Here is a 26,251-nt window from a genome sequence, read left to right on the forward strand (position 1 = left end):
CACCCACGTCGCCCCCGCTCGGCCACTCATCCGTCACACCCGCATCCGGAATGTACCGGTAGCCCCCGCCGAACCGCAGGCAGTTCACCCAACCCACGTAGTGCGTTTAGCCCGCTAAACGCACCTCGCCCGGTACGGTTAGCCCGCTAAACGCACTCAGGAGGCGGCCGAGACCACTCCGGCGAGGCGGTCGGCGGCGGCCTGCGCGATCTGCTCGGCCGGGGCCTCCACCATGACCCGCACCAACTGCTCGGTACCCGAGGGGCGCAGCAGCACGCGCCCCTCCTCCCCGAGTTCGGAGGTCACGGCGTCTACCGCATCGCGCACGGACTGCGAAGCAGCCACCGCCGCCTTGTCCGCGACTCGAACATTGACCAGCACCTGCGGCAAGCGCCGCATCACCCCGGCGAGTTCGGCGAGCGGCTTGCCCGTGGCGGCCATCCGGCCCATCAGCCGCAACGCGGTAAGCAGGCCGTCACCCGTGGTGGCGTGGGCAGGCAGCACCACGTGCCCGGACTGCTCGCCACCAAGGGAGTAGCCACCCGAACGCAGGTCCGCGAGCACATACCGGTCGCCGACGGCCGTAGTGCGCAGGTTCACCCCGTGCTCACGCATGGCGAGGTGCAGACCGAGATTGCTCATCACCGTCGTGACCAGGGTGTCGCCCGCCAGTTCACCCGATTCGGACATCGCGATGGCGAGTACCGCCATGATCTGGTCGCCGTCGACCAGGCTGCCATCCCCGTCGACGGCCAGGCAGCGATCGGCATCGCCGTCATGCGCGATCCCCATGTCGGCACCGTGCTCGAGCACGGCCTCGCACAGCGCCTCCGGATGAGTGGAACCGCAACGGTCGTTGATGTTCACCCCGTCCGGCTCAGCATGCACCGCGATCACCTCGGCGCCCGCCCGCCGGTAGACCTCCGGGGCGGCGGTGGCGGCCGCACCGTTGGCGCAGTCCACCACGACGCGCAATCCGTCCAACGGCTGCGGGCTCGCGGTGCGCAGGTGGTCGAGGTAGTGGTTGAGGGCTTCCGGGGCGTCCGCGACGCGGCCGATCTCGGCACCGGTGGGTCGGGTGCCCGTTTCGCCGAGCGCGGCCTCGATCTCGTCCTCGATCCCGTCGGGCAGCTTGTGCCCACCCGAGCCGAACAGCTTGATGCCGTTGTCCGGCATCGGGTTATGCGATGCGGAGATCATCACACCCAGATCGGCCTCCAACGCACCGACCAGGTGAGCCACAGCGGGAGTCGGCAGCACTCCGAGTAGCCGCACATCGGCCCCAGCCGAGGCCAGGCCCGCGGCCACGGCCGCTTCCAGCATCTCACCACTCGCTCGCGGGTCCCGACCGACAACCGCGACCGGACGGTGTGACCGGTCGTGCGCGGCGAGCACCTGGGCGGCGCTGGCGGCCACCGACATCGCGAGTTCCGGCGTGAGCTCGGCGTTGGCGAGACCTCGTACCCCATCGGTACCGAAAAGGCGAGCCATCTCTCGTCAACCTCCTAGTCCGAACAACCCCGACAACCTAGCGGCCCCATGAGCCGGCCCCCACGCACCCCTCGGATCCACCCCACCGAGAAGTGCGTTTAGCGGGCTAAACGCACTTCTCGGTGGGGTGGGATGGGTGCACAACAAACGGAAGCGCCCATCCGACGGGACGGATGGGCGCTTCCGGTGGTTGCGTTGCCGGCGCGTCAGCGCTTGCTGTACTGCGGCGCCTTGCGGGCCTTCTTGAGACCGTACTTCTTCCGCTCGGTGGATCGGGCGTCCCGGGTGAGGAAGCCCGCCTTCTTCAGCACCGGGCGGTCGTCCCCGTCGACCTCGACCAGGGCCCGGGCGAGTGCCAGGCGCAGTGCGCCGGCCTGGCCGGAGGGGCCACCCCCACGCAGAGTGCCAAGGACGTCGAAGGACTCGGGCTTCTCGACGGCGACCAGCGGCTCCTTGATCAGCTGCTGGTGAACCTTGTTCGGGAAGTACTGCTCGAGGCTCTTGCCATTCAGTTTGAACTCGCCCGTGCCCGGGACGAGCCGCACCCTGGCGACGGCCTGCTTACGCCGCCCAACGGTCTGCGCTGCGCCACCGGCGGCGCGCGACGGCTTGGGGGCGGCCGGCGTCTCGCTGGTCACGACCGCCTCGACGGCCTCGGTCTCGGTGCTGGTCACAGACTGTTCCTCACTCACTTGGTCACCTGGGCGACCTTGGCGATCTCGTGCTGCTTCGGCTGCTGCGCCGCGTGCGGGTGCTCGGGGCCCGCATACACCTTGAGCTTCTTCGCCTGGGCACGGCCGAGCTTGTTCTTCGGCAGCATGCCCTTGACGACCTTCTCGAGCAGCCGCTCGGGGCGGGTGTCGAGCAGTTCACCGAAGGACCGCTTGCGCAACCCACCGGGGTAGCCACTGTGCCGGTAGGCGAACTTCTCATCGCGCTTGTGACCGGTGAGCGCCACCTTCTCGGCGTTGACGATGATGACGAAATCACCAGTGTCCACGTGCGGAGCGTAGGTCGGCTTGTGCTTGCCGCGCAGCAGCGTGGCGACCTCGGTCGCGAGCCGGCCGAGCACGACATCCTCGGCGTCGATCACGTGCCAGGCACGGGTGATGTCGCCGGGCTTAGGACTGTACGTGGGCAAGGGTCTACCTCGTCGTCAACATTGCTTGTGGGTTCCGTGCGGGCCTGGCGCATACGCTGGTGCGCGCACAACAGCTTACGAAGATACCCGCTCGGTCCCGAGAGGGTGAAAGCGGGGTCGGGGACCGCACGACCATACTAGGGTCCCGACCGGATCAACCGCATTTCGAACCCTGGGACCCCACCGATGACCGTCCGAACGATGCCACGCAGGCACCACCACCGGCTGGCCGGGACCGTCGCCTGCCTCGTGCTCGCCGGGGGCATGACCACCGGCTGCGGCAGCGAGCTGACGGCCACCGCGATCCCCGACGGTGACGACGCCGCGGCCTACGTCAGTGCCAAGTTCGCGGACACCCTGACGACGCTGAGCGAGGACTTCCAGGGCATCGAGGACCGGGCCAGCACGACCGACAAGTACGCCAGGGTCGACGACCAGTGGATGGACTCCACCATCACCGCCGTGCAGGTGGGCAGGCCGCCGGCTCGGGTGTCCAAGAACCACTCGAACAAGGACTCGACCGAGTACCTTGACGTCTTCCACCCCGCGGGCAGCCCGGTCGAGTATCTCCTGCTCGGGCCGGCCTACGAGAGCCTGGCCCCGACCCCGTGGGTGTCCACACCGCACACCGGCGGCCAGTACGGCCCATGCGCCTGGGAGGGGTACCGGGACGTCTGCGCCATGCTGAGTGCGGTCGATCAGGCGGTGGAGCAGGGCGACGCGACCAAGCAGGCGAAGAGCCTCCCCGGCGGCGCCGTCGAACTGATCGCCGAGGTGCCGCTGGGGGTCTTCCTGGAGAACCGAGTGATCATCTTCCCGGACCGGCTACTGAAGAAGGTCACCGAGAAGATGAAGTCCGAGGTGATCGACACCCGCATCGGCCTCGACGGTGCGGGCAAGCTGCGGACGATCGAGATGAACGGCACCGTCACCGGGGAGTCCCGGTTCGAGGTGCGGATGAAATACCAGGTCCAGCAGGAGCCGCCGACCGAGACCGACCTGCCGAAGGTCCCGGAGAAGGACAAGGTCACGGTGCTGCCGGACCGGGCCGCGGTGCGGGACTTCTACGACCGGATGGGCGAGCTGCAGGAAGGCGGTTGACCGGGCGTCCGACACCCGCGACACCGGACGGCGACGACACAAGGTGAGCCTCGATGACCCAACCGCCCAACCAACAGCCCGGATGGTGGCAACCACCGAATCCACCGCCGCCGGCACCGCCCGCGCAGCCTGGCCAGTACGGCCCGCCCGGGCAGTACGGCGCCGGGTTCCAGTCGCAGTACGGCGGCTTCGGTGCCTTCGGCGCTCAGCCCTCGACGCCGCCGGGCGGGAAAGGCCGCCGGTCGAAGCGGCCGTTGCTGATCACCGCGCTCGCGGTGGTGGTACTCGCCGGGGGCGTGGTGACCGCGTGGTTGCTCGGCGCCTTCCGCGGCATGGCGGGCGACGTCATCGAGCCGAACTCCCTCGAGAACGGCGTGTTGGCCGTGTTGCGGGAGAGCTACGGCGAGCAGGATGTGCGGAACCCGCGGTGCCCCGTGGACCAGCCCGCGCGCAACGGCACGACCTTCGAGTGCACTGTGGATGTCGCGGGCGAGCAGAAGACCGTGTCCATTCGTGTGCTGAACGACAAACCGGAAGTCGAGGTCGGCATGCCGCGCTGAGCGTACCGAGCAGTCGGTCCGTGAGTCCCCAGGAGAACGCCGTCCACAAAGCTGTGCCCCGGCGCCATTCCGGCACCGGGGGCACAGTACTGATGGCAGTGCCGGTGTGGCTCAGAACATCTTCGTGACGCCGGACTCCGTGCCCTGGTAGCCGTCGGCGATCTGGGGCAGCACGGCCGCGATCTGCGCGAGCAGCTGCTTCATGTCCTCGAAGGCATTGTCCCACTGCCTCTGCTGCTCGAGGTAGGCGGCCTGGGCCTCACCTTCCCAGGTGGTGACCAGCGGGTTCAGCTTCGACTTGAGGTCCTCGAACAGGGAACCCAGCTCGCCACCGGTCTTGTTGCAGTCCTCGGCCGCGGTGTTGATGGTGTTGTAATCAACGAGAATCTCGGACATGTCACCCTCCGTTTAGCGAATAAAAGTGCGTGTGTTTTTCCGACAAGAACCGAATCGGGCTCACAGGCCCTCGAGGCCGCGCGACGCGCTCTGCACGGCGTCCAACTGGGCCTGCTCCGCGGCCTCGTACTGGCTACCGGCCTGCTGGAGCAGCTCACCGATGTTCTGCAGCGAGTCGTACATCTTCCGCGAGTTCTCGTCGAAGCGCATCATCACGTTGTTGAACGCCTCCGCCGCCTTGCCGGACCAGCCCGCGCGGGTCGCCTCGATGTTGTCCCGCAGGGTGTTCAGGTTCAGCACCATCGAGTTCTTGACGTCGGTGACGTCCTTCTCCGCCTGCGTGAACTGCGCGACATCGCCCTTAAAACCGCCTGCCATTGGGAGTGACCCCCTTCATTTGGTGGTTGCCATGGTTCGTTTGTTTCGTGCCTACGACGGAGACCCTGCCATGGTTGGTTCCGCGCTGTCGCTGTTTCCCCGCAAGTAGTTGCTAGCGTGAACGCCAGCCGAGGGAACCGGTCGGCACCAACCGTCCCACGCGCCACATCGGAGCCCGCTCACAGCACCGAATATCCTTGTGCGACAACGCTTTTCGCGTCCCGCCGAGACGGGCGCGTTCGCGGTTGCGAAGGTCCCACCTGACTGTCCCCCGATGGGGTGGACCCTGCACTACTCGATGATCTCCAAGGTACGCACGACCTGTTCGCAGGCCGACGCGACCTGCTCCGGGATCCGCGCTCGCTGGCAGCCCACGCTGATCTGCGTGGTGCCCCTCACCACGACGTACCAGTCCACCGTGGCGGCCGGTTTGACCTGCTGGTAATAGATCGCGTCGCGGCCGGCATATCGGTGCTCGGTCTCGAACACCGGGTAGTCGAACCGGCTTTCGGCTTCGATCTCCTCCCGCAGCTCGCGAACAAGGCGGGCATGCTCGGCGACTCCGTCGTATGAGAGCACGAACTCCTGGACCGAGACGAGGTCGTCGCCCTCCGCCGCGGCGGAGGGCTTGACCACCACCTGCCTCCTGGCCACGACGTCCTCGGTCTGGGTCCAGTCGGATGGAGCGGTGAACCGGTAGTTGTACTGCGCGAAGGTGCGCCCATCCGGTTCCTCCCCGCCCTGGTCGAGCAGGATCAACAGGCCCGCTACCGCGACGACCACCAGCGCGGCCGCCCCGCCTACCAGCCAGAACATTCCGCGTCGCCGACGGGCCGGTGTTCCCTGCCCGGACGCGGGCGGCACCGCGACCGGCTGTCCACGTGCCGGCGCCTGCTGGGGCACGGCCCGCTGCCGCGGCGGTACCGGCGGGGTCTGCCGCGGTGCGGGCGCCGGCGGACGGTGTGGAACATCCTGTGGCCCGACGACATCGGTTCGCTGGTCGGCAGGCGAGCGCGGGGCTCCCGGGCGGATACCGGCAGCCCCGGCCAGCGCACCGGTGCGGTCCGGATCGACCAGCACCGCGCGCAGCGCGCCGCGAGCGACGACGGTCTCCGGTTGGTCCAGTGTGGTCGGCACCACCCGGCTCCGCTCATGAACCAGCCGGGACACCATGGGGATCCGGCTTGACCCGCCGACCAGGAAGATGGCGGTGAGCTGCTGCGGCCGTAGCCCCGCCGCCTCGATCGTGGCGGAGGTGAGTTCGACCGCGGCACCCAGCGGGGTGGCGACGAGACGCTCGAGGTCCTCCCTGGTCACGTGCGCATCGGCGAACGGTGGCGGCATCGGCACGTCGGTGTAGGCATGCCGGGAGAGAGTCTCCTTGGCACCGCGAACGTCCTGGCGCAGCACCCGTCTGCGACGGCGATCGGTGAGCTCACGCCCTTCGACCAGCTGCCGCCACGCCTTGGGGTCGGCGGCCGAGACGAGGGAACCCACATGCTCGAGCAAGGCCTGGTCGATGTCGGCACCGCCGAAGCTGGGGTCACCCCGGGTGGCCAGTACCCGGAACCCGCCACGCCGAGCACCGGGCCCGGTGTCCGGCAGCCTGCGCACGACGCTGGCGTCCACGGTGCCGCCCCCGAGGTCGAGCACGGCGATGGTTTCCCCGATCTGGCCGCTGAACTCGACGGTACGGTCCTGGTTGACCTCGGTGGAGGCGTGGGTCGCGGCATGGAACACCGCGGCGGCGACCGGCTCGGGTACCAACGCGACCTCGTGCGCCAGCCGCCCCGCGGCCTGCCGCAGCAGGCGGGTGCGCACGGCGCCCCAGTCCGCCGGGTGGGTCAGTACGAGCAAGTCGACCGCTACACCGCCGGCCAGCCTGCGGGCCTCCGCGACGGCGCGGGCCAGTACCGCACGCACGACGTCCAGCACCCGCAGCACCGTGTCGCCGAGCAGCAGCTCACCCTCGTCGATCCGGCGTTTGGGGTTCGGCTCGAACCGGGAGGGGTCGACCGCGGCCTGCCGCTCGGCTTCCTGCCCGACGAACAGGGTGCCGTCCTGGGCGGCGTATACCGCCGAGGAGAGCAGTGGCTGGCCGTCGATCACCACCACCTGCGGCTCCCGGCCGTTCACCGAGGCGACCACGCAGGTGCTCGAGGTCCCGAAGTCCACCGCCACCCGCAAGGTCACCCGTCGCTCCTGCTCGCCATGCCGTCGTGCGCCACCGTGCCGATCTCCCCGGGCGCTACGTTTAGCCCGCTAAACGTAGCGCCCGGGGAGATTACTCGGGATCGATCCAGGAGACCTGCATCAGCTGCTTGCCGACCTTCCGGCTGATGAACATCCCTCGGCCGGGCGGCATCGGCGCCGGCTTGACGTTGCCGAGCAGCTGGCCCTCGTCCTTCGAGCCGTTCATAATGATGCCGGGGGCCGCGATCTCCTTGAGCTTGCCGATGATCGGGTCGAAGGTCGCCCTGGACGCGCCACCGGTCCGCCGGGCCACCACCACGTGCAGGCCGACGTCCTTGGCCTGCGGCAGGAACTCGGCCAGCGGCTTGAGCGGGTTGTTGGTCTGGGTGACCACCAGGTCGTAGTCGTCGACCAGCAGGAACAGCTCCGGCCCCGTCCACCAGGAACGGGTCTTGAGCTGTTCCTGGGTGACATCCGGACCGGGCAACCGCTTGGTCATCGACCCCGCGGCGTCCTTCATCATCTCGGTGAGCTGGTTGGCCGAGACCGCGTAACCGAGCAGCTGGTCGTTGTCCACGAAACCCAGCATCGTGCGCCGGTAGTCCACCAGGATGATGACCGCTTCCTTCTTGGTGTAGCGGTCCATGATTCCGCGGGCGATCTGCCGGAGCAGGTTCGTCTTGCCGGACTCACCGTCGGCGAAGGCGATGAAGTGCGGCTCGGACTCGAAGTCCAGGTACACCGGGGCCAGCTCATCCTCGTTGACGCCGATCGGGACGAGCTTGCTGTTGCGGTAGTGGTCCTGGGCGAGCAGCTCGTCGTAGGGCATCTGCTCGGGCAGCAGCCGCACCTGCGGAGCATGCCGCCCCTTCCACGCGGCCTTGATCTTGGCCACCCCGTCGGCGACGCCGTTACCCACGGTCTCGCCGTCGCTGGAGCCGTCGATCCGCGGCAGCCCGGCGAGCATGTGCAGCTTGTCCCTGGTCAGACCGCGGCCGGGCCGCCCGGCGGGGATGTTCACCGCGACCCGGCGGTCGATGTCGGATTCGCTGGGGTCGCCGAGCCGCAGCTCGAATCGGGTGCCGATCATGTCCTTGATCGCCGGGCGGATGTCGGCCCAGCGGTTGGCGGCGACGATGACGTGTACCCCGTAGGACAGGCCCTGCGTGGCCAGCTTGGTGATCTGTGGCTCGAGCTCCTCGAAGTCGTCCCGCAGCGCCCGCCAGCCGTCCACGATGAGGAAGGCGTCGCCGAAGGAGTCCTGTTCCGGGGATATGTCCCCGCGGCGCTTGCGATTGCGGAACTCGCCCATCGAGTCGATGCCCATGGCGCCGAACCGGGCCTCCCGCTCGTTGGCGAGGGTGACCAGTTCGGCCACGATCCGGCGGGCTTTGTCCGGCTCCCTTCGCGCCACCGCGACGCCGCCGACGTGCGGAAGGTCGTTCAGCCCGGCCAACGTCCCACCGCCGAGGTCGACGCAGTAGAACTGCGCCTCCTCCGGGGTGTGCGTGAGCGCCATCGACATCACCAGGGTGCGCAGCAGGGTCGACTTACCCGACTGCGGCCCACCGACGACCACACCGTGCCCGGAGGCGCCGGAGAAGTCAGCCCACAGCGGGTCCCTGCGCTGCTCGTACGGCCGGTCGACAATGCCGATCGGCACCTGCAGCCTGCCGTTGCCGAAGAAGCCGACCGGGGACAGCCCGCGGTCCTCGGTCGGGTTGAGGTTGGGCAGCAGGGTATCCAGCGAGTTCGGTTCCTTCAGCGGCGGCAGCCACACCTCGTGGGCGGGCGGGCCCTGGCCGATCAGCCTGGACACGATGACGTCCAGCTCGCTCGGCTCGACGGCCTCCTCCGACTGGGACTGCTGTGGCTGTTGTGGCTGTTGTGGCTCGGCGGGCTGTGGTTCCGGCTCGGGTTCGGCGGGCAGCTCCACATAGTCCGGGACGAACAGCTGCGGTCGCTTGTCGGCACGCACCACGGTGGCGCCGGTGGCCGCCTGCTTGATCCCGGCGGGCCGGTACGGCCCGGACACGTACGAGGCCTTGAAGCGCACCAGGGTGGAGGTGTCGTACTTCAGGTAGCCCCCGCCGGGCACCGAGGGCAGTTCGAAGGCGTCCGGGACACCGATCGCCGCCCTGGACTCGGCGGCCGAGAACGTCTTCAGACCGATCCGGTAGGAAAGGTGCGAGTCCAGCCCGCGCAGCTTGCCCTCTTCCAGACGCTGCGAGGCGAGCAGCATGTGCATCTGCAGCGAGCGGCCGAGCCGACCGATCGCGACGAACAGCTCGATGAAGTCGGGTTTGGCCGACAGCAGCTCGGAGAACTCGTCGACCACGATGAACAGCGCGGGCAGCGGGTCGAGGTCGGCCCCGTTCTCCCTGGCCTTCTCGTACTCCCAGACGTTCTTGAAGTTGCCGCCGCTCTTCAGCGCCTCCTGGCGCCGGTTCATCTCCCCGGCCAGCGCGTCCTTCATCCGGTCGACCAGGGTGACCTCGTCGGCCAGGTTGGTGATCACCGCGGACACGTGCGGGGACTCGTCCAGCCCGAGGAAGGTCGCACCACCCTTGAAGTCGACCAGCACGAAGTTGAGCGTGGTCGAGGAGTGCGTGGCGAGCATGCCGAGCACCAGCGTGCGCAGGAACTCGGACTTACCGGAACCGGTGGCGCCGATGCACAGACCGTGCGGGCCCATGCCCTCCATCGCGGCTTCCTTGATGTCCAGCTCGACCGGCTGGCCGTACTCGCCGACGCCGAACGGCACCCGGTACCGGTCCCGGATGGGACGGGGACGCCAGGCTTGCTGAACATCGAAGGTCATCGGGTCACCGGGGATGCCGAGCAACTCCAGCAAGGAAGGGTTGGACAGCAGTGGCTCCTCCTCACCCGAATCGGCCGCCGCCGAACCGATGCGGTAGGGGGAGATCTTGCGCGCGAGTGCCTCGGCCTCCACCACGCTCAGCGTGTCCGGCTTACCGAACCACTCGACCCCGCCCGCGCTGCGCGCGCCGAGCCGCTCCTGCTCGACCACCAGCCGCAGGCCACGGCGAGCGGCGAGGTTGCCGATGGAATCGGAGAGGTCGATCAGGGTGACGCCGACCAACCCCTCCTCGAGGATGACCTGCTCCTCCTTGGTGATGTCGGCATCGTCGATCACGATGACGATGTGCGGCTGGTCGGCGGGGGGCGTGGCGTTGCGGGAGAACCGTTGCCGGTCACGCAGTTCCTCCTCCAGCCACTGCTCGATCTGGGCCAGCGAGCCCGCCATCATCCGCAGCTGGCCGATACCGTCGGACAAGGTGGGGTGCTGCGTATGCGGCAGCCACTTGATCCACTCCCACTCCTGCTTGGCCCGGCCCGCGCTGGCCACGGCGACCAGCACGTCGTCGGGGCTGTGGAAGGTGACCGTCTGCGCGAGCATCGCCCTGGTCAGGCCACGGGTGAGCTCGCGATCGCCCTGCATGCTGACCGCGGCGAACCCGCGCAGCGTGATCTGGGTCGGCAGGTCGGGCACGATCGAATGCGCCCGCACGAAGCGGCGCAACGCGAGGGTGGCGATCGGTTCCAGCTCGTCCACCGGGCCGGTCTGCGGCGGCACCAGCCTGGTGGCGAGCCGGTGCGAGCTGCGGCCCACCCTGAGGTGCAGGAAGTCCTGGTCGCTCTGCCTGCGCTCCCACATCCGCCTGCTGGTGGCCAGCGGCCACAGTGCCTGGGGGTCCGGATGCACCCATTCCAGTGCCGCCCGCTGGTCGCTCATCGCCTCGCGGGCCCTGTCCCGCATCTGGCCGAGATAGCGCAGGTAGTCCTTGCGGTCCTCGTTCATCTCGGCCTTCTTCGGGCCACCGCCCTTGCCGCCCCCGGCGAACATGCCGACCATCGACATGATCATCATCATCGGCATCATCAAGAAGATAGGGCTGCGCGACATCGCACCGCCGCTGGTGAACATGAAGACGACCATGCCCAGCATGGCGACCACCATGACCACGGGCATCAGCTTCATCAGGATGTTGCCCGGGATCTGCCTCGGCACCTCGGGCGGCGGCTCGAGATGCACCTCACCGCCCGGCGGGCGCGGCGCGGCAAGGCGTGGCGACCGCTTGAACTGCAGCGTGCTCACCGGAGAACCCCTCTTCAACTCGGCGATGTCGGTCAGCCCTGGTCACGGCCGACCCACACGGTAGCGAACGCGGGTTGGGTGAAGTTGACCCCACGACTGCTCCCAGTGCGCTAATACTAAGGCCGGTCACCGACAGCGTGGGTCCATTCGGCCCAGGTTGCCGGACCGCCACGGTGGTTAGGTATAAGTACCCCGGGTGCAATACAGCATTCTCTCCAGGTAGGGGGCGAGCAGGTGGCGACGGGCACGACGGTATTCAGCAGGGTCACGGTGGTGGCCCCGCGGACCAGAATCGACGTGGCGCTGCCCGCCGACGTCGCGGTGGCCGACCTGCTGCCGATGCTCCTGGAGATGGCGCGGGAGGCCACCCCGGACGGCGGCGCGCGGCACGGCGGATGGGCGCTGGCCAAGCTCGGGGACGCACCACTGGACCCGAGCCGCACGCTCGCCTCCCTCGGCGTCATCGACGGCGAGCTGCTCCAGCTGCGCAGGCGCAACGAGAACCCGCCGCCCCCGCTCTACGACGACGTTGTCGACGCGATCGCCGAGTCCGACCCGGGCAGCTTCCGGCCGTGGACCAAGGAGACCGCCCAGCGCATCGGGCACATCGCGGCCGGGCTCGCGCTGTTCGTGGCGGCTTTCGCCCTGTTCATGGGCGGTTCCCTCTTCGGAGGAAGCGGGCTGGCCGCCGCGATCGCCGGCGGGGTCGGCGCCGTCGCCTGCGTGACCCTGGGGGCGGTGCTGGCCAAGGCGTACAGCGCCGAGGCCACCGGGGTGCTGATCGCCGCGGCCGGGGGGCTGCCGATGGCCTTCGTGAGCGGCCTCAACATCGTGCCGGACGGATCACTGCGGGCGAGGTTGCTGCTGGCATCGGCGCTGGTCGTGGTCATCGCCGCGGTGGCGATCGTGGTCATCGGCGCCGGGATCACCACGTTCATCGCGGCCGCGACGGCCGGCACGCTCGGGCTGATCGCCTTCGCGATCGCCACACTGGTCGCGCACCCGGCCGCGGGTATCGCGGCGGGCGCCGCGGCGGTGTCGCTGGGCTGCATCTCGATTCTGCCGCGGGCAACCATCTGGCTGGCCAAGCTGCCACTGCCGCATGTCCCCGGCACCGCGGAGGAGCTCAAGGAAGACTCCGGCTTCCCGGACTACACGGCAATCGAGCGGCGCACCACGGTGGCACACAACTACATGACCGGCCTGCTCATCGGCTGCGGCGCCGCGACGGCCATCGCGGCGATCATCACGGCGAGTTCGTCGAGCATCTTCGGCATCATCACCGGGGTGGTGGCCACGCTGGCGCTGCTGCTGCGGGCGCGCACCTACGCCAACGGGAGCCAGGCGGTCGCGCTGCTCACCACCGGCATGGTGTCGGCGGGCGGGATTCTGATCGGCTGGCTGTGGACGGAGGACACCTTCGGCAGGCTGCTGTGGGTGTTCGGCTCGCTGATCCTGTTGGCCGCCGCGGCGCTGGTACTCGGGGTGATCTTCCCGAACCAGCGGTTCTCCCCGCCGATGCGGCGGACGGTGGAGATCATCGAGGCAATCTGCGTCGCGACGGTGCTGCCGCTCGCGCTCGCGGTGATGGATCTGTACTCCGCGATGCGGGGCATCGAGCTCGGCGGATAGGGCTGGCAGGCATGGGATCCAGCAGAGCACGCGGACGGCTGACCGGGCCCGTGCGACGGGCGAGCGCCGTGCTGCTGGCGGCGGCCATCGGCGTCCTCGCCCCCGGAGTGACCCCGATACCGGCGATGGCGCAGGACGACGCCGCCGACGAGGGGGGATTCTACGCCGAGCCGCCGCCGTTGCCGCCGGGTACCCAGCAGCCTTCGGATGGTGGCGGTACCCCGCAGGAGACGTTCGCGCTGGACACCGAGTGCGTCACCCGTGACCTCGAGGAAGACTTCGAACTGCCGGACAAGCCGTGGGGCCAGCAGTATCTGCGGATCGAGCAGGCGCAGGCACTGGCCCGCTCCTCGACCGGCTCGGCGGGCAAGTTCCGCGACGGGAGGCGGGTCAAGGTCGCGGTGATCGACACCGGGGTCACCCCGCATCCCTTTCTCCAGGACCGGCTCGAGGGGGTCGGCGACTACGTCAAGGAGGTCACGCCTGGGCCCGGCCTCGAGGACTGCGACGGGCACGGCACCGAGGTGGCGGGGATCATCGCGGCGAACCCGGCTGACCCGGACATCGGTTTCATGGGCGTGGCGCCGGAGGCGGAGATCTTGTCGATCCGGCAGTCCAGCCAGAACTACAAGAAGGACACGGAGCAGCAGAACCAGCCACCTCCGGCGGGTGACGGCGGCGAGGAGGGCCAGCCCGAGGGTGGCGAATCGAGCGAGCTGCCTGCCGGGGGGCAGACGAACGGGCTGCGCGGGTCCACCGGGCCTGCGCAGGAAGGCCCGACCAGGCAGCTCAACGACAGCGAGACCGCGGGCAACGTGGACACCCTGGCGCAGGCCGTCGTGCTGGCCGCGAACAGCAACGTCGACGTGATGAACGTATCCATCAACAATTGCAGGGAGGCCACCGGGCAGATCAGCCAGCCCGAGCGCCGCCTGCAGGCCGCCGTGCGCTACGCGGTGGATGTCAAGGATGTCGTCGTGGTCACCGCGGCAGGCAACACCGGTGAGAAGTGCAAGCAGAACGACCAGCTCGCCCCGAACAAGCCACGCTCGGTAGTCACCCCGCCGTGGTTCGCCGAGGATGTGCTGTCGGTGGCGGCCGTCGACGAGAGCGGCAACGCGGCACCGTTCAGCGTGCACGGCCCGTGGGTGAGTGTCGCGGCGCCGGGTACCAAGATCATCTCACTGGATCCCGTGAAGAACTCCTCGAAGCTCGCGAACCAGATGGTCGAGGGCGGCGGCGACCCGATGCCGATCCAGGGCACCAGCTTCGCCGCGCCGTACGTGGCGGGGCTGGCCGCGCTGGTCCGGACCGTGCACCCGGATCTCACCGCGCGCCAAGTCATGCGACGCATCGTCAGCACCGCCCAGCACCCGGCGGCGCCCGGTGGCCGGGACAACTTCATCGGCCACGGCATTATCGACCCGATGGCCGCGCTGACCTCGATGGTGCCGGAGGAGGAGGGGGTGCCGCCCGCGCAGGCGAAGCAGCTTCCCTCGGATATGCCGCCGCCGAACGTACGCGACCCGCTGCCAGTGATCGTGGCCTTCGCCGGCGCCGGCGGAGCCGTGGTGGCCCTGCTGATAGCGCTGTTCGTGGTGCACACCGTGCGCCGCAACCGCCGCACCCCCTAACCCCGGGGCCCCTACACAGTGCAACACCCCACCCACTCTCGGCGGCCCTCCCCGCCCCGCCCACGGCGCGTTTAGCGGGCTAACCGTGCGGTTCGGCGAGCGGCGGGGCGCTCGGGAGCAAGGGAACGGGGATCGCGACCAAACGGACACAGCAGTGTCCCCGGCAGAGGTCTGAGATCTACCTTCAGCTCCTGCCGGGGACAACGGACATCGACAGGCTCAGCCGCCGCCCGGTGCTCCAGCGGCTTCCGGCGATTGCACCTCGAAGTCACCTGGTTCCGGCGGCTCGACCGGCACGCTGTCGAACGTACGAAGCGCGTCCTGCGTGTTCAGGGAGGGCCCGGTCGGCAGCAGCCGAAGGATCGACTCCGGAGCTGGCCGTGGATCGTTGAGACCCAAGCTGGCGGCCGTCCGCTCACTTGGCACCCCGTAACGCATGCCCCGATCCGAGACGAGCTGAATCGGCCCACGGCCGAAGCTGTCCTTCCCAGTAGCCGAACGCACCACGGCGGCGTAGCCGGGTTGCATGTAGAAGCTGTCCAGCGGCAGACCGTTCGGACCGGGCTGACCGACCTCGACCGCCTCCGAATTGCCCTGAGCATCGGCCGGCACCGGCGAGTCCGCACCGACGAACACCTTGGTGTGGCCGTCGCGGTTCTGCCCTTCACCCTCGATCGTCCAACCGAGGCAACTGGATGGATACCGCACCGGGTCCAGCACCGTCGGGACCACCTTGGGGTAGTCGGCCACGTCCAGGTAGGAGTCCATACCGGGCCCGACCTCGGACAGTCCCTGCAGCCTGTCGACGCTGACCTCGGGCGGTGGGCCGCTGTTCGGGGAACGCTCGAAGCGGACCATGTCGGCCACTGCCTTCGACACCTGCTGGACGCCCTCCCGGGTGACCACGAAGTACAACGTGCTGTCCACACGGGATGACGAGAAAACCTGGCCGACCTCGATGCCGTCCAAACCGAAGTTGTTCGGCGACCCCGCGCCGGGCACCGTGGGCGCCTTGATCTCACCGACCGGTGGGATGGCGTTGAGCAGGCTCATCGAGATGTAGCGGGGCTTGCCACTCAGGTTGAGCGCCCGACGCACGGACCGTTGGTTCTCCATGTCGATCTCGGCACGAACGGTGTCGGCATGCGGACGGTTGGCGTCCCCGCTCAGGCGGTAGATCAGATAGGTCTTACCGTTCTCCGCGGTGGCCAGCAAGGCCTCGTTCTGGGTCAGTTCCTTACCGAGTTTCTCGACACCCCCGACCACCGTGGTCGTGTTCTCGTTCGCGCTGGTGGGGTCCGGAAGGCTCATATTGAGACCGATCACATCGCAGACCGCCCAATTGTCCGAAATCCGCTGTTCGGCGGTGGGCAGTAGCGGAGGGCCGTCCGGGATGCCCTGTTGTCGAGCCCGCGGAATGTCCTTGAGCTGCTCGTCTGAGACGAAGTTCGGTTCCTTCACCTCGACATTGCCGCCACCTGCAGCAGCACCGTCACCGCCCTCTTGGGCCCGCTCCTGCTGCGCCATGAGCAGGAGTCGCGCGGACGCCAGGTTGAACGTCGGGATGAGCGTCTTCGGATTGCCGGTCACGACATAGATCGAGCCGGACTCCTTCCCGATCACGATGTTTCCCGAGTTCGGGACGGTCGGCTTGGGCTTGAACAAGCCGAAGATCATGAAGCCGAGCAGGCCGAGAACGCTGATCACGACACCGACCACGGTCGCGCGGGAGTGCGTCCGCATCGGGTCGTGCAGCATCACGGCGTCCCTGCGCACCAGCGCCGACTGCATCCGCCGCAGCACGAACTGGTACGCCTGGACCTGAGACTTGGTTGTCGGTGTTGACGGCATTCTCGACCTACAGCTCTCCCAGTCGCGGTACGGTTCCGCAGGATAGTCGTACGGGGACCGTCTGGTGTGGGCTTTCTACCAACTCCGGTTAGTGTTTGACTCCTCGGGACCGGCTTTCCAGCTCAGCAGCACCAACGAGGGAAGAGAACGCGCGGATGTCCGTCACCACTCCTCCACGTCCGGGAGGTCCTCCGCCGGGAGCCCGCCCGCCGGGCCGCCCTCCCGGCCCGCCTCCGCGCCCGGGAGGGCGTGGCGAAGGTCCTGCGGGTCCTGGAGGACCAGGTGGGCCCCGAGGTCCCGGGGGGCCGAACGGCCCCGGGGGGCCGGGCGGGCCAGGAGGGCCCGGTGGTCCGGGTGGTCCGCCACCCGGACAGCAGCCACCGCGGCCGGGTGGAACCGGTCCCGCGGGTGGCGCGCCGAGAGTGGCGCCGCCGGCGCGGCGCAGTGCGGTCGGTGTGAACCTCGGGCCGCTGCCCGTGGCGAACCTCATACTGCTGGAAGTCGGATTTGCGATCGGCCTGGTCCTGATCGCGATCAATTCGGAACTGGTCTACGTAGCGATCGGTGTACTGGCAGTGCTGTTGGTGTGCGCATTCCTGCGCTGGAACGGCAAGTGGTTCACCCAATGGGTTGGTCTTACGGCGCGATACATGTTCCGTTCACACGATCGGGTCGCACAACCGATAGCTCCAACCAGCCTTGAATCCATCGCCGCCGACGAGGAGGCGGTCACCGGCCCGGACGACCCACGGGTGAACTTGCTCCGGCTGGCCGTATCGGATCTCGTCGTGGCACACGGCGTCGACCATGAGGGGCAACAAGTTGGGCTTGCCTGGAACGACGGCACCTGGACTGCGGTGTTGCTGGTCGAACCGGCACCGGCGTTGATCACGCAGGCGGGCGGCGCTCCCAGCCTGCCGCTTTCGGCACTGGCGCCCTGCCTCGAGGACCGAGGGGTGGTCCTCGACTCGATTCAGATGATCTGGCATTGCTACCCGGGCAGCGCGGCGCTGCCGTCCGACTCTCCCGCGCTCAGTTCGTACATGGAGGTGCTCGGGCCCCTGCCTGCGGCCGCACGCCGGACGACCTGGGTGGCCATCCGCCTGGATCCGCGGCGTTGCCCCACCGCGGTACGTGAGCGTGGCGGCGGCGTGGTCGGGGCGCATCGCGCCCTGATCGGCGCGCTGTCACGGGTCCGCAACGCGCTGGAGTCACGAGGCGTCCCCACCCGGCCTCTCGATCCGGACGAGCTACTGCGGGCGGGCATCTCGGCCGCGGAACTGACCGGCGTGGCCGGCTCGGGCAACCAGGTCGGGCTGAAGGAACGATGGACCGGTGTCACAGCGGCCGGCATCGGCCACGCCAGCTACGCGATCACGGGATGGCCGAAGGGCAAGATCAGCAACAGCCTCAACGTCCTGACAAGTGTCCGAGCGCTGTCGGCCACCGTGGCCATGTCGATCTCGCCTGCCGCGGACGAGGGCAACGTGGGCTTGCGAGGCATCGTCCGGGTCAGCGCCCGTAACCCTCGGGAACTCGAAGCGGCTGACTCGCGGCTGAGCACCATCTCCGACCGGCTGGGTGTGACCTTGACTCCCTTGCGGGGCAGGCAGGTTGACGGATTCGCCGCCACCCTTCCGATGGGAGGCACCGCATGACGTCACGTGTTCGCGACGCGAACCGGAACACCGGTGTCGCGCCGGAGTTCACCGTGGACCCCGCCTTGCTGGACGCGATCAGCCCGTCCGGCGATCGCGGGGGCATCGTCCTAGGATCCGGACTTCAGGGTGAGCCGCTGACCATCTCGGCGTTGCGATCCACTCCGACCCGGATCGTGCTGGTCGGCGGCTTGTATCTGGCCCGCCAGGTGGCGCTGCGGGCGATGGCGGTGGGCGCCTGGGCAGTGATCGCCACCGGTAGGCCTGCTGCGTGGCAGGTGCTCTCGAAAGCCGCCGGCACCCAGCCGAACGGGCGCCCGTCACCGCTGGTGCAGATTCGGCGGTTGTCGCCGGTGGAGTTGCCAAGGCCGTCCGAGGATGCCCCCCTGCTTGTGGTGAACGACGGTGGGCCAACGCCGCCGGACCTGTTCCCGCCACGTTCGCCATGGCAGACGACGGTCTATGTGCTGCCATATCTGCACCCGCAGGCAGGCGCGATCGCGAACGCTGCCGACTTGGTGCTCATGCAACGCCTACCGGCAGGACAGGCCGAGTTGGCCGCCCGGCTCTGGCGCCTTCCGCCGCAGATGATGCATCAACTGACGACGCTCAAGGACGACCAAGTGGTCGCCCTGGGCCGCAACCTGTGGCGCCCACTCCGGCTGGTCACCACCAGCAAGGAGCAGCAACTCCTGGGCCCCGTCCGCCGGGGCGACTGACGCACCACGTACTACGTTTCGCCTGCTAACCGCGCCCCCGTAGGCGCGGTTAGCAGGCGAAACGTGCGGGCCTGAAGGGCTCAAGTGACATCAAGCGTAGTCGGGAGACTTGTGGACAACTCGTCACACTCTGGGAGTTATCCACAGAATGAATTTGAAGCTGTCGCGTTCCAGAATATTTGCGGCACGCTGTAGTTGTGCATGCCAGACCTCACGAGCTCACCGACGTCTTCCGCGGCTCCGAAGCGCGCCGGGAAGGCCTTGTCACCGAGGGACAACTACGCGGACCGGCATTTCGTCGCCTGTTCCAGGACGTATACGTCCCGTCGGGCATCCCGGTGACTCACGAGTTGCGCTGCCGTGGTGCGGCACTGATCGTTCCGAAGGAAGCAGTTCTGACCGGCAGGTCAGCCGCGACTGTACGCGGAGTGCAACTGGCTAAGACCCACGATCCGGTCGAGTTTGTCGTTCCGGAGGAATTCCGATTCGGGCCGATCAAAGGAATGCACGTCCGTCGCACCAAGGTCACCAAGAAGGAATCTCGGCCCTGGAGAGGTGTGCGAATAGCACGGCCTGCACGAATAGCTCTCGACCTGATGCTGAGGCTGTCACCTCGCACGCACAACTGGATACGACGGCTGCGCATTGCCGTCCCTGATATCGACGCGTTCCTGCGAACCGGCCTCGTCAGGCGACACAAGTTGACCTACGCCTTGCTCCGACGACGAAACCGCGGGATCCGGCTCGCGCGGAACGCATTGGCGTTGGCCGACCCGCGCGCCGAGTCACTTCCGGAATCCGAGCTGCGTATCGTCCTGACCGCCGGTGGTCTCACACCGACGCCGCAGCACAAAATCCGCAAGAACGGTAGAGTGATCGCCCGCCTAGACCTGGCCATAGCTGAGCACCAAGTAGCTGTGGAGTACGACGGACGCTGGCATTTGAAACCCGATCAGATCAGGCATGACCGCGAGCGACGAAGACGGCTTACGGCGGAAGGCTGGCGTTTCGTCATCGTCGACGCCGAGCTACTTGCCGGTTCTTACCAGAAGATCCTCGACCTGGTTCGCCGCGCGATGGGCAGCCCCTAGCGACCGCCTCCGGGGACTCGCAGATTGCGGGTTTGCTCGGCACGTGCGGCCAGGTCGTCATCGGGCGGGTACTCGACACCCACAAGAGTAAGACCGTGCGCGGGGGCTACGGTGCTGCCCCGGACACCGCTGTTGAGCTGGTCGGTGGGCCTTTCGATCGAACGGCGGCCGTCCCCGACCATGAGCACGGCACCGACCAGGCTGCGCACCATAGAATGACAAAAAGCGTCCGCCGCGACGGAAACCTCCACGAGGTACTCGTCCGCGCGCCACCAGCTGAACTCTTGCAACTCCCTGACGGTGGTTGCGCCGTCACGCTGCTTGCAGAACGCCGCGAAGTCATGCAGGCCCAGTAACGCCGCTGACGCCTCATTCATCGCATCCACGTCGAGTGGTCGTCCCCAAGCGAGGGTGTCGCGCCGCCGTAACGGGTCGACGCCCCACGGGGCGTCTGAGATCCGATAGCGGTAATGCCTGCGCACGGCGGAGAACCGTGCGTCAAATCCGGCCGGAGCTACCCGAACAGCAAGGATTCGCAGGTCAGCGGGCAGATACCGATTCCATCGGTAGCGCATACGGTCGAGCTCGGGGATACCGCGAGCATCGACCGCAAGCCGTCCGGAGCGCGTTTCGCCCGCTAAAGGCGCCGTGTCAGCATGGACGACCTGGCCGGTGGCGTGTACACCGGCGTCGGTTCGCCCGGCGACAACGACGGAACGCGGGACCGCCGCACCCGGGGGCTGCCTCGCCAGCGCCTCCTCGAGAACCCCCTGCACCGTCCGCCGATCGGGCTGCCGCGCCCAACCCGAGAAATCGGTGCCGTCATAGCTGACGTCGAGGCGCAGACGAACGAGCCCGCCCTCCCCAGAAGCGGGAGTGACGGGCTCGTTCGGTGGATCTACAGCCGTCAGGAGTCGTCCTCCGACGTGGCCTGCGACGCTTCGAAACCGGCCGCTTCGGCAGCCTCGGCGCTGGCGAACCACACATCGGCGATGGCCTGCTCGTAGTCCGCGCTGTCCAGGGCGTAGTACACCTTGGTGTCCTCGCTGCCCTTGACCGGGAAACCCTCAGGCTGCGAACCGTCGTCGAGCGGCGCATTGCTGCCTTCGCCGTACGGTGCGTCCTCGGTCGAGGCGCTCTCCTCGACCTCGGAGGCCTCAGTGGTCGCAGCCTCGATAGCCTCCGCAGGCACCTCGACAGCCGTCGTGCCGGAAGCGTCCGTCGCCGTCTCGGTGTCCTGCTTCGGAGCGTCCTTGGCGAACTTGGTCTTCCGGGCAGCCTCGGCCTCCGCAGCCGCGGTCTTCTCCGACACCAACTCGATCACTGCCATCGGGGCGTTGTCGCCCTTGCGCGGCAACGTCTTGGTGATACGGGTGTAACCGCCGTTGCGGTCCTCGAAGAACGGACCGATCTCAGCCATCAGCTTATGCACGACGTCCTTGTTCCGGATGACGCGCTGAATCTGACGCCGGTTATGCAGGTCGCCACGCTTGGCCTTGGTGATCAGCCTCTCGGCGAGCGGCCGCATACGGCGCGCCTTCGTCTCGGTCGTGGTAATCCGGCCGTGCTCGAACAGCGACGTGGCAAGGTTCGCCAGCATCAACCGCTCGTGGGCCGGCGACCCGCCGAGACGGGCTCCCTTGGTGGGGGTGGGCATCGGTTCTCCTCGTTCAGCTGGTCAGCCGAAGACCGGCTCGTCCGCCACGGCTCCGTGGCGGACGAGCCAGAGCCTTACAGCTGCTCCGTCTCTGCGTAGTCCTGGCCATCGTCGTGGCCGTTGTCCGAAATGCTGCTCGTGATGCCGTCGACACCGTCCGACCAACCCTCGCCGTCGTAGCTGGCGGCGGCTGCCGTCGGGTCGAATCCGGGCGGGCTGTCCTTCAGCGCGAGGCCGAGACCGACCAGCTTGAGCTTCACCTCGTCGATCGACTTCGCCCCGAAGTTCCGGATGTCGAGCAGGTCGGCCTCGCTCCGCGAGACCAGCTCGCCGACCGTGTGGATCCCCTCGCGCTTGAGGCAGTTGTAGGACCGCACCGTCAGGTCCAGGTCCTCGATCGGCATCGCGTAGGCGGCGATGGTGTCCGCTTCCTGCGGCGACGGCCCGATCTCGATGCCCTCGGCGTCCACGTTCAGCTCGCGAGCCAGGCCGAACAGCTCGACCAGCGTCTTACCGGCCGAAGCGACAGCGTCACGCGGGGTGATCGACGGCTTGGTCTCGACGTCCAGGATCAGCTTGTCGAAGTCGGTACGCTGCTCGACACGAGTCGCCTCGACCTTGTACGTCACCTTCATGACCGGCGAGTAGATCGAGTCCACCGGGATCCGGCCGATCTCGGCACCCGCCTGCTTGTTCTGCAGCGCGGGCACGTAGCCGCGGCCACGCTCGACGACCAGTTCGATCTCGAGCTTGCCCTTGCCGTTGAGTGAGGCAATGTGCAGGTCCGGGTTGTGCACCGTGACACCGGCCGGGGGCACGATGTCCGCGGCGGTAACGTCACCCGGGCCCTGCTTGCGCAGGTACATCGTGACCGGCTCGTCCTCCTCGGAGCTCACGACCAGCTCCTTGAGGTTCAGGATGATGTCGGTGACATCCTCCTTCACCCCGGGCACGGTGGTGAACTCATGCAGCACGCCGTCGATGCGGATGCTCGTCACGGCTGCGCCCGGGATAGACGACAGCAGTGTACGCCGCAGCGAGTTGCCGAGGGTGTAACCGAAACCGGGCTCGAGCGGCTCGATGGTGAACCGGGAACGAGTCTCGTTGACCGTCTCCTCGCCGAGAGCCGGCCGCTGGGAAATCAGCACTTTCTTTCTTCCTTTCCTGCCGACGCCCGCCATATGACGCCGAAAGGTGTGGCGTAGCGGCGGCGCACTCCGGGCGCCGCCGCCCGATCCCGCCGGGCCGTTCCAGCCCAGCTCGGATCACTTCGAGTAGAACTCGACGATCAGCTGTTCCTGCACGGGAACGTCGATCTGCGCGCGCTCGGGCAACTGGTGCACCAACACGCGCAGATTGGACGGCACGACCTGCAACCACCCCGGAATCGGACGGTCCCCGAAGGACTCCTTCGCGACCACGAACGGCAGCATCTGCAGCGACCTGGGCCGCACGTCGATGATGTCGAACTTCGTCACCTGGTAGCTCGGGACGTTCACGTTCTTGCCATTGACAAGGAAGTGACCGTGACTCACCAGCTGCCGAGCCTGCCGCCGGGTCCGGGCAATACCTGCCCGGTAGACCACGTTGTCCAGCCGCGATTCGAGGATCTGCAGCAGGTTCTCGCCGGTCTTACCGGTGCGGCGCACGGCTTCTTTGTAGTAGCGGCTGAACTGCCGCTCCAGGACACCGTAGGTGTGCCGGGCCTTCTGCTTCTCCTGCAGCTGCAGGAGGTACTCGCTCTCCTTGACCCGACCGCGGCCATGCTGGCCCGGCGGGTAGGGGCGACGCTCGAAGGCTTGGTCGCCGCCGATGAGGTCAACCTTGAGACGACGCGAGATACGGGTCGCGGGGCCGGTGTAACGAGCCATTTCTTCCTACTCCTCCCCGTGGTTCAGACCCGACGCCGCTTCGGCGGGCGGCAACCGTTGTGCGGCTGCGGGGTCACGTCCTGAATCGTGCCGACCTCGAGACCGGCGGCCTGCAGCGAACGGATCGCTGTCTCTCGGCCGGAACCAGGCCCCTTGACGAACACGTCGACCTTCTTCATGCCGTGCTCGGCCGCCTTGCGGGCGGCGTTCTCGGCTGCCATCTGCGCGGCGAACGGCGTGGACTTCCGCGAGCCCTTGAAACCGACGTGGCCGGAGGAGGCCCAGGAGATCACCGCCCCGGTCGGGTCGGTGATGGAGACGATGGTGTTGTTGAAGGTGCTCTTGATGTGCGCGTGGCCGTGCGCGACATTCTTCTTTTCCTTGCGCCGGACCTTCTTGGTCCCCGCGGCGCGAGACTTCGGTGGCATCTCTGGGTGTTTCTCCTCGTTAGCGCGAGTTCTCGGAGTGGGCTGCCGCGGCTTCCCGCTGCCCGCGCCGGATCACGGAACCGGCGTCGGTGTACAGCTGGCGCAGCGCCATCGGGCGGGCGTAAAGCGCCTTCGGCGATACACAGGACGTGGTGCCGTGCCGCTGACCACGGGCAACTCGCACCACCCTCCTGTTGCGGACGCTCATTTCTTTCCAGCCTTCTTCTTGCCGGCGACCGTCTTCTTCGGACCCTTACGGGTTCGGGCGTTGGTCTTGGTGCGCTGCCCGCGGACGGGGAGGCCACGGCGCCACCGCAGGCCTTCGTAGCACCCGATTTCGATCTTCCGGCGGATGTCGGCGTTCACCTCGCGACGAAGGTCACCTTCGACCTTGAAGTTCTCCTCGAGATAGTCCCGCAGCTTCGTGAGGTCGTCGTCGCTCAGATCCTTCACCCGGGTTTCCGGGCTCATCTCCGTAGCGACGATCATCTCCCTGGAACGGGTCCGGCCAATGCCGAAAATGTAAGTCAGCGCGATCTCCAACCGCTTCTCGCGGGGGAGGTCGACGCCAGCGAGTCGTGCCATGGGCGCGTGTGCTCCTATCTGGTTCTTTTGCCTTCAGGTCTGCTCCCCGCCCATCCCGGGACCGACTCGCTGTCATGCCACCCGCTTGCGCGGGTGGTGTCCCGGCCCCGGCCTGAAGTCCGGGGGTGAACCGGGCCGCTGGGCGACCGGCAGGTTCGGAGAGGTCTATTCTGCTGTCAATTCACTCGTCAACGAGTGCTCGTGATCAGCCCTGCCGCTGCTTGTGCCGCAGGTTGTCGCAGATCACCATGATCCGGCCATGCCGCCGGACGATCTGGCACTTGTCGCAGATCCTCTTGACGCTCGGTTGAACCTTCACGTCTCCTGCTCTCCTGCTTGTGCTGGGTGGTTACCGGCCCCCGGAAGGGGGCCCGCACTCGCCACGCCCACCACCATCACTTGTAGCGGTAGACGATGCGACCGCGAGACAGGTCGTAGGGGGACAACTCCACGACGACCCTGTCCTCCGGCAGGATGCGGATGTAGTGCTGCCGCATCTTGCCACTGATGTGTGCAAGGACCTTGTGGCCGTTTTCCAACTCGACGCGGAACATCGCGTTGGGAAGCGGCTCGATTACGCGGCCCTCGACCTCGATGGCCCCGTCCTTCTTGCCCATATCCTCCGCGTTTCGTGATGGGTTGAGTGGTGAGTGCTTGCCTCGGTCGTGCTGGCACGCACGTCACCCCGACTCCAATGCCGCCAGAATTCACGAGCGCGATGGAATCGGCGTGATGAGCACGCCGACTTGACAGTGTACGCAACCCGTGTCGTACCCCCCAAACGGGGGCCACTCATGTTACCTGACGTTACACCTGCCCCGCGTCCCCCTCGTCGCGTTTAGCGGGCTAACCGCACCTTCTCGGGGCACGCGGGGTGCGTTTAGCCCGCTAAACGCACTGTCGGAACGGCAGGGTAGTTACTGATAGCATTAGACTGGTTACAATCTGCGACAGGTGTCAGTTACTCAGGCGCGGTGAGGACCCACGGCCCATCAGCGGTGACCGCCACGGTGTGCTCCCAGTGCGCGGACCGTGACCCGTCCGTGGTGACGACGGTCCAGCCGTCATCCAGCTCACGCGTCTCACCACCTCCGCCGGTCAGCATCGGCTCGATCGCGAGCGCCATCCCGATCTTGAGGCGCGGCCCCCGTCCTGGTTTACCGACGTTCGGCAGGAACGGCTCCATATGCATGGACGTGCCGATGCCGTGGCCTCCGTACTCGACGATCATGCCGTACTCCACGCCATCGGCCAGGCTCGCTTGTTCGGCCGCGTTCTGCACGGCGTGGGAGATGTCGGTCAACCGGCCGCCCGGCACAACGGCATCCACCCCGGCCCACATGGCGGCCCTGGTAGCGGCGGATAGCGCCCGGTCCGCATCGGAGGCCGCGTCAACCTCGATGGTTACCGCCGAGTCACCGTGCCAGCCTTCCAAGATCGCGCCACAGTCCACCGACAGCAAGTCGCCCGCGGCCAACACCTGCGAGCCGGACGGGATGCCGTGCACGATCTGCTCGTTCACCGAGGCGCAGATCGAGGCGGGAAACCCGTGATACCCCTTGAATGAGGGCACCGCACCGGCGTCCCGAATGGTCTGCTCGGCGAGTTCGTTCAACTCAGCCGTGCTGACTCCCACTTGCGCGGCGTCGGTCAGCAGCCGCAGTGTTCGAGCCACGACCAATCCGGCGGCACGCATGGCTTCCAGCTCGCCCTGCGTCTTGACCTCGATCATGCGTCCACGGCGG

The 26,251-nt window shown here is 67.7% G+C and carries 26 protein-coding genes; 7 read left to right on the plus strand and 19 right to left on the minus strand.

Annotated elements, in window-relative coordinates; genetic code table 11:
• Positions 1–156 precede the first annotated feature (156 nt).
• From glmM to rplM, 3 genes are all read right to left on the minus strand, one after another.
• Positions 157–1,491, minus strand: a complete 1,335-nt coding sequence (gene glmM, locus FB471_RS14350) for a phosphoglucosamine mutase (RefSeq protein ID WP_141998637.1) — start codon at positions 1,489–1,491, stop codon at positions 157–159.
• Positions 1,492–1,697: 206 nt separating this feature from the next.
• The gene (rpsI, locus tag FB471_RS14355) at positions 1,698–2,165 is read right to left on the minus strand and encodes a 30S ribosomal protein S9 (RefSeq protein ID WP_141998639.1); all 468 of its coding nucleotides are present in this window, start codon (positions 2,163–2,165) and stop codon (positions 1,698–1,700) included.
• A 14-nt stretch (positions 2,166–2,179) separates the two neighbouring features.
• Entirely contained in the window at positions 2,180–2,632 is a 453-nt protein-coding gene (gene rplM, locus FB471_RS14360; RefSeq protein WP_141998641.1) for a 50S ribosomal protein L13, read from the minus strand.
• Between the two features lie 186 nt (positions 2,633–2,818).
• On the opposite strand from rplM, the gene FB471_RS14365 reads away from it, so the two are divergent.
• Both FB471_RS14365 and FB471_RS14370 read left to right on the plus strand, forming a co-directional pair.
• On the plus strand, positions 2,819–3,733 hold the full coding sequence (locus FB471_RS14365; RefSeq protein WP_246076404.1) for a hypothetical protein: 915 nt from the start codon (positions 2,819–2,821) through the stop codon (positions 3,731–3,733).
• A gap of 53 nt (positions 3,734–3,786) precedes the next feature.
• Positions 3,787–4,293 (plus strand): DUF4333 domain-containing protein, encoded by a 507-nt coding sequence (locus FB471_RS14370; RefSeq protein ID WP_141998643.1) that lies wholly within the window; start codon positions 3,787–3,789, stop codon positions 4,291–4,293.
• A 111-nt stretch (positions 4,294–4,404) separates the two neighbouring features.
• Here FB471_RS14370 and FB471_RS14375 read toward each other — a convergent pair whose 3' ends face one another.
• The 4 genes from FB471_RS14375 to eccCa form a co-directional block, all read right to left on the minus strand.
• Complete coding sequence (locus FB471_RS14375; RefSeq protein WP_141998645.1) at positions 4,405–4,689, minus strand: WXG100 family type VII secretion target; 285 nt, start codon at positions 4,687–4,689, stop codon at positions 4,405–4,407.
• A 60-nt stretch (positions 4,690–4,749) separates the two neighbouring features.
• Positions 4,750–5,067 (minus strand): WXG100 family type VII secretion target, encoded by a 318-nt coding sequence (locus FB471_RS14380; RefSeq protein ID WP_141998647.1) that lies wholly within the window; start codon positions 5,065–5,067, stop codon positions 4,750–4,752.
• Between the two features lie 291 nt (positions 5,068–5,358).
• The gene (locus FB471_RS14385; protein WP_141998649.1) at positions 5,359–7,260 is read right to left on the minus strand and encodes a type VII secretion-associated protein; all 1,902 of its coding nucleotides are present in this window, start codon (positions 7,258–7,260) and stop codon (positions 5,359–5,361) included.
• A gap of 91 nt (positions 7,261–7,351) precedes the next feature.
• The gene (eccCa, locus tag FB471_RS14390; protein ID WP_141998652.1) at positions 7,352–11,380 is read right to left on the minus strand and encodes a type VII secretion protein EccCa; all 4,029 of its coding nucleotides are present in this window, start codon (positions 11,378–11,380) and stop codon (positions 7,352–7,354) included.
• Between the two features lie 234 nt (positions 11,381–11,614).
• Between eccCa and eccD the strand changes: the two genes are divergently transcribed.
• Positions 11,615–13,012 carry a type VII secretion integral membrane protein EccD gene (eccD, locus tag FB471_RS14395; RefSeq protein WP_141998654.1) on the plus strand — a complete coding sequence of 466 codons (1,398 nt, stop codon included), beginning with the start codon at positions 11,615–11,617 and terminating at the stop codon, positions 13,010–13,012.
• A gap of 11 nt (positions 13,013–13,023) precedes the next feature.
• On the plus strand, positions 13,024–14,646 hold the full coding sequence (locus FB471_RS14400) for a S8 family serine peptidase (protein WP_141998656.1): 1,623 nt from the start codon (positions 13,024–13,026) through the stop codon (positions 14,644–14,646).
• Between the two features lie 219 nt (positions 14,647–14,865).
• On the opposite strand, the gene eccB is transcribed toward FB471_RS14400, so the two are convergent.
• Positions 14,866–16,497, minus strand: coding sequence for a type VII secretion protein EccB (gene eccB, locus FB471_RS14405; RefSeq protein ID WP_141998658.1), 1,632 nt, complete (start codon positions 16,495–16,497; stop codon positions 14,866–14,868).
• Positions 16,498–16,659: 162 nt separating this feature from the next.
• Positions 16,660–16,878 carry a hypothetical protein gene (locus tag FB471_RS34115; RefSeq protein WP_170220811.1) on the minus strand — a complete coding sequence of 73 codons (219 nt, stop codon included), beginning with the start codon at positions 16,876–16,878 and terminating at the stop codon, positions 16,660–16,662.
• A 95-nt stretch (positions 16,879–16,973) separates the two neighbouring features.
• On the opposite strand from FB471_RS34115, the gene eccE reads away from it, so the two are divergent.
• The 3 genes from eccE to FB471_RS14425 all read left to right on the plus strand — a co-directional run bounded on the left by eccE (position 16,974) and on the right by FB471_RS14425 (position 19,965).
• A complete protein-coding gene (gene eccE, locus FB471_RS14415; RefSeq protein WP_211358232.1) occupies positions 16,974–18,155 on the plus strand; it encodes a type VII secretion protein EccE in 1,182 nt (393 codons plus the stop codon).
• A complete protein-coding gene (locus FB471_RS14420) occupies positions 18,152–18,874 on the plus strand; it encodes a hypothetical protein (RefSeq protein ID WP_141998664.1) in 723 nt (240 codons plus the stop codon). Before eccE ends, FB471_RS14420 begins: the two co-directional genes overlap by 4 nt.
• Positions 18,875–19,071: 197 nt before the next feature.
• Positions 19,072–19,965 carry a hypothetical protein gene (locus FB471_RS14425; RefSeq protein WP_141998666.1) on the plus strand — a complete coding sequence of 298 codons (894 nt, stop codon included), beginning with the start codon at positions 19,072–19,074 and terminating at the stop codon, positions 19,963–19,965.
• On the opposite strand, the gene truA is transcribed toward FB471_RS14425, so the two are convergent.
• The 10 genes from truA to map all read right to left on the minus strand — a co-directional run bounded on the left by truA (position 19,962) and on the right by map (position 26,238).
• A complete protein-coding gene (truA, locus tag FB471_RS14430; RefSeq protein WP_211358233.1) occupies positions 19,962–20,810 on the minus strand; it encodes a tRNA pseudouridine(38-40) synthase TruA in 849 nt (282 codons plus the stop codon). The genes FB471_RS14425 and truA overlap by 4 nt on opposite strands.
• A 62-nt stretch (positions 20,811–20,872) precedes the next feature.
• A complete protein-coding gene (gene rplQ, locus FB471_RS14435; RefSeq protein WP_141998668.1) occupies positions 20,873–21,622 on the minus strand; it encodes a 50S ribosomal protein L17, sunset domain variant in 750 nt (249 codons plus the stop codon).
• A gap of 74 nt (positions 21,623–21,696) precedes the next feature.
• Entirely contained in the window at positions 21,697–22,770 is a 1,074-nt protein-coding gene (locus FB471_RS14440; RefSeq protein ID WP_141998670.1) for a DNA-directed RNA polymerase subunit alpha, read from the minus strand.
• 117 nt (positions 22,771–22,887) lie between these two features.
• Complete coding sequence (rpsD, locus tag FB471_RS14445; protein ID WP_141998672.1) at positions 22,888–23,493, minus strand: 30S ribosomal protein S4; 606 nt, start codon at positions 23,491–23,493, stop codon at positions 22,888–22,890.
• A 23-nt stretch (positions 23,494–23,516) separates the two neighbouring features.
• Positions 23,517–23,921, minus strand: a complete 405-nt coding sequence (gene rpsK, locus FB471_RS14450) for a 30S ribosomal protein S11 (protein ID WP_141998674.1) — start codon at positions 23,919–23,921, stop codon at positions 23,517–23,519.
• Between the two features lie 19 nt (positions 23,922–23,940).
• Positions 23,941–24,129 carry a hypothetical protein gene (locus FB471_RS35065; protein WP_141998676.1) on the minus strand — a complete coding sequence of 63 codons (189 nt, stop codon included), beginning with the start codon at positions 24,127–24,129 and terminating at the stop codon, positions 23,941–23,943.
• The gene (gene rpsM / locus FB471_RS14460; RefSeq protein ID WP_141998678.1) at positions 24,126–24,506 is read right to left on the minus strand and encodes a 30S ribosomal protein S13; all 381 of its coding nucleotides are present in this window, start codon (positions 24,504–24,506) and stop codon (positions 24,126–24,128) included. Before rpsM ends, FB471_RS35065 begins: the two co-directional genes overlap by 4 nt.
• Positions 24,507–24,711: 205 nt before the next feature.
• Positions 24,712–24,825: a 50S ribosomal protein L36 gene (gene rpmJ / locus FB471_RS14465; RefSeq protein WP_141998680.1), complete on the minus strand. Its 114-nt coding sequence runs from the start codon at positions 24,823–24,825 to the stop codon at positions 24,712–24,714.
• A gap of 76 nt (positions 24,826–24,901) precedes the next feature.
• Positions 24,902–25,123 (minus strand): translation initiation factor IF-1, encoded by a 222-nt coding sequence (gene infA / locus FB471_RS14470; protein ID WP_009948665.1) that lies wholly within the window; start codon positions 25,121–25,123, stop codon positions 24,902–24,904.
• Between the two features lie 344 nt (positions 25,124–25,467).
• Positions 25,468–26,238: a type I methionyl aminopeptidase gene (gene map / locus FB471_RS14475; protein WP_141998682.1), complete on the minus strand. Its 771-nt coding sequence runs from the start codon at positions 26,236–26,238 to the stop codon at positions 25,468–25,470.
• Between the last annotated feature and the right edge of the window lie 13 nt (positions 26,239–26,251).

The sequence above is a fragment of the Amycolatopsis cihanbeyliensis genome, from assembly GCF_006715045.1.
GTDB lineage: Bacteria > Actinomycetota > Actinomycetes > Mycobacteriales > Pseudonocardiaceae > Amycolatopsis > Amycolatopsis cihanbeyliensis.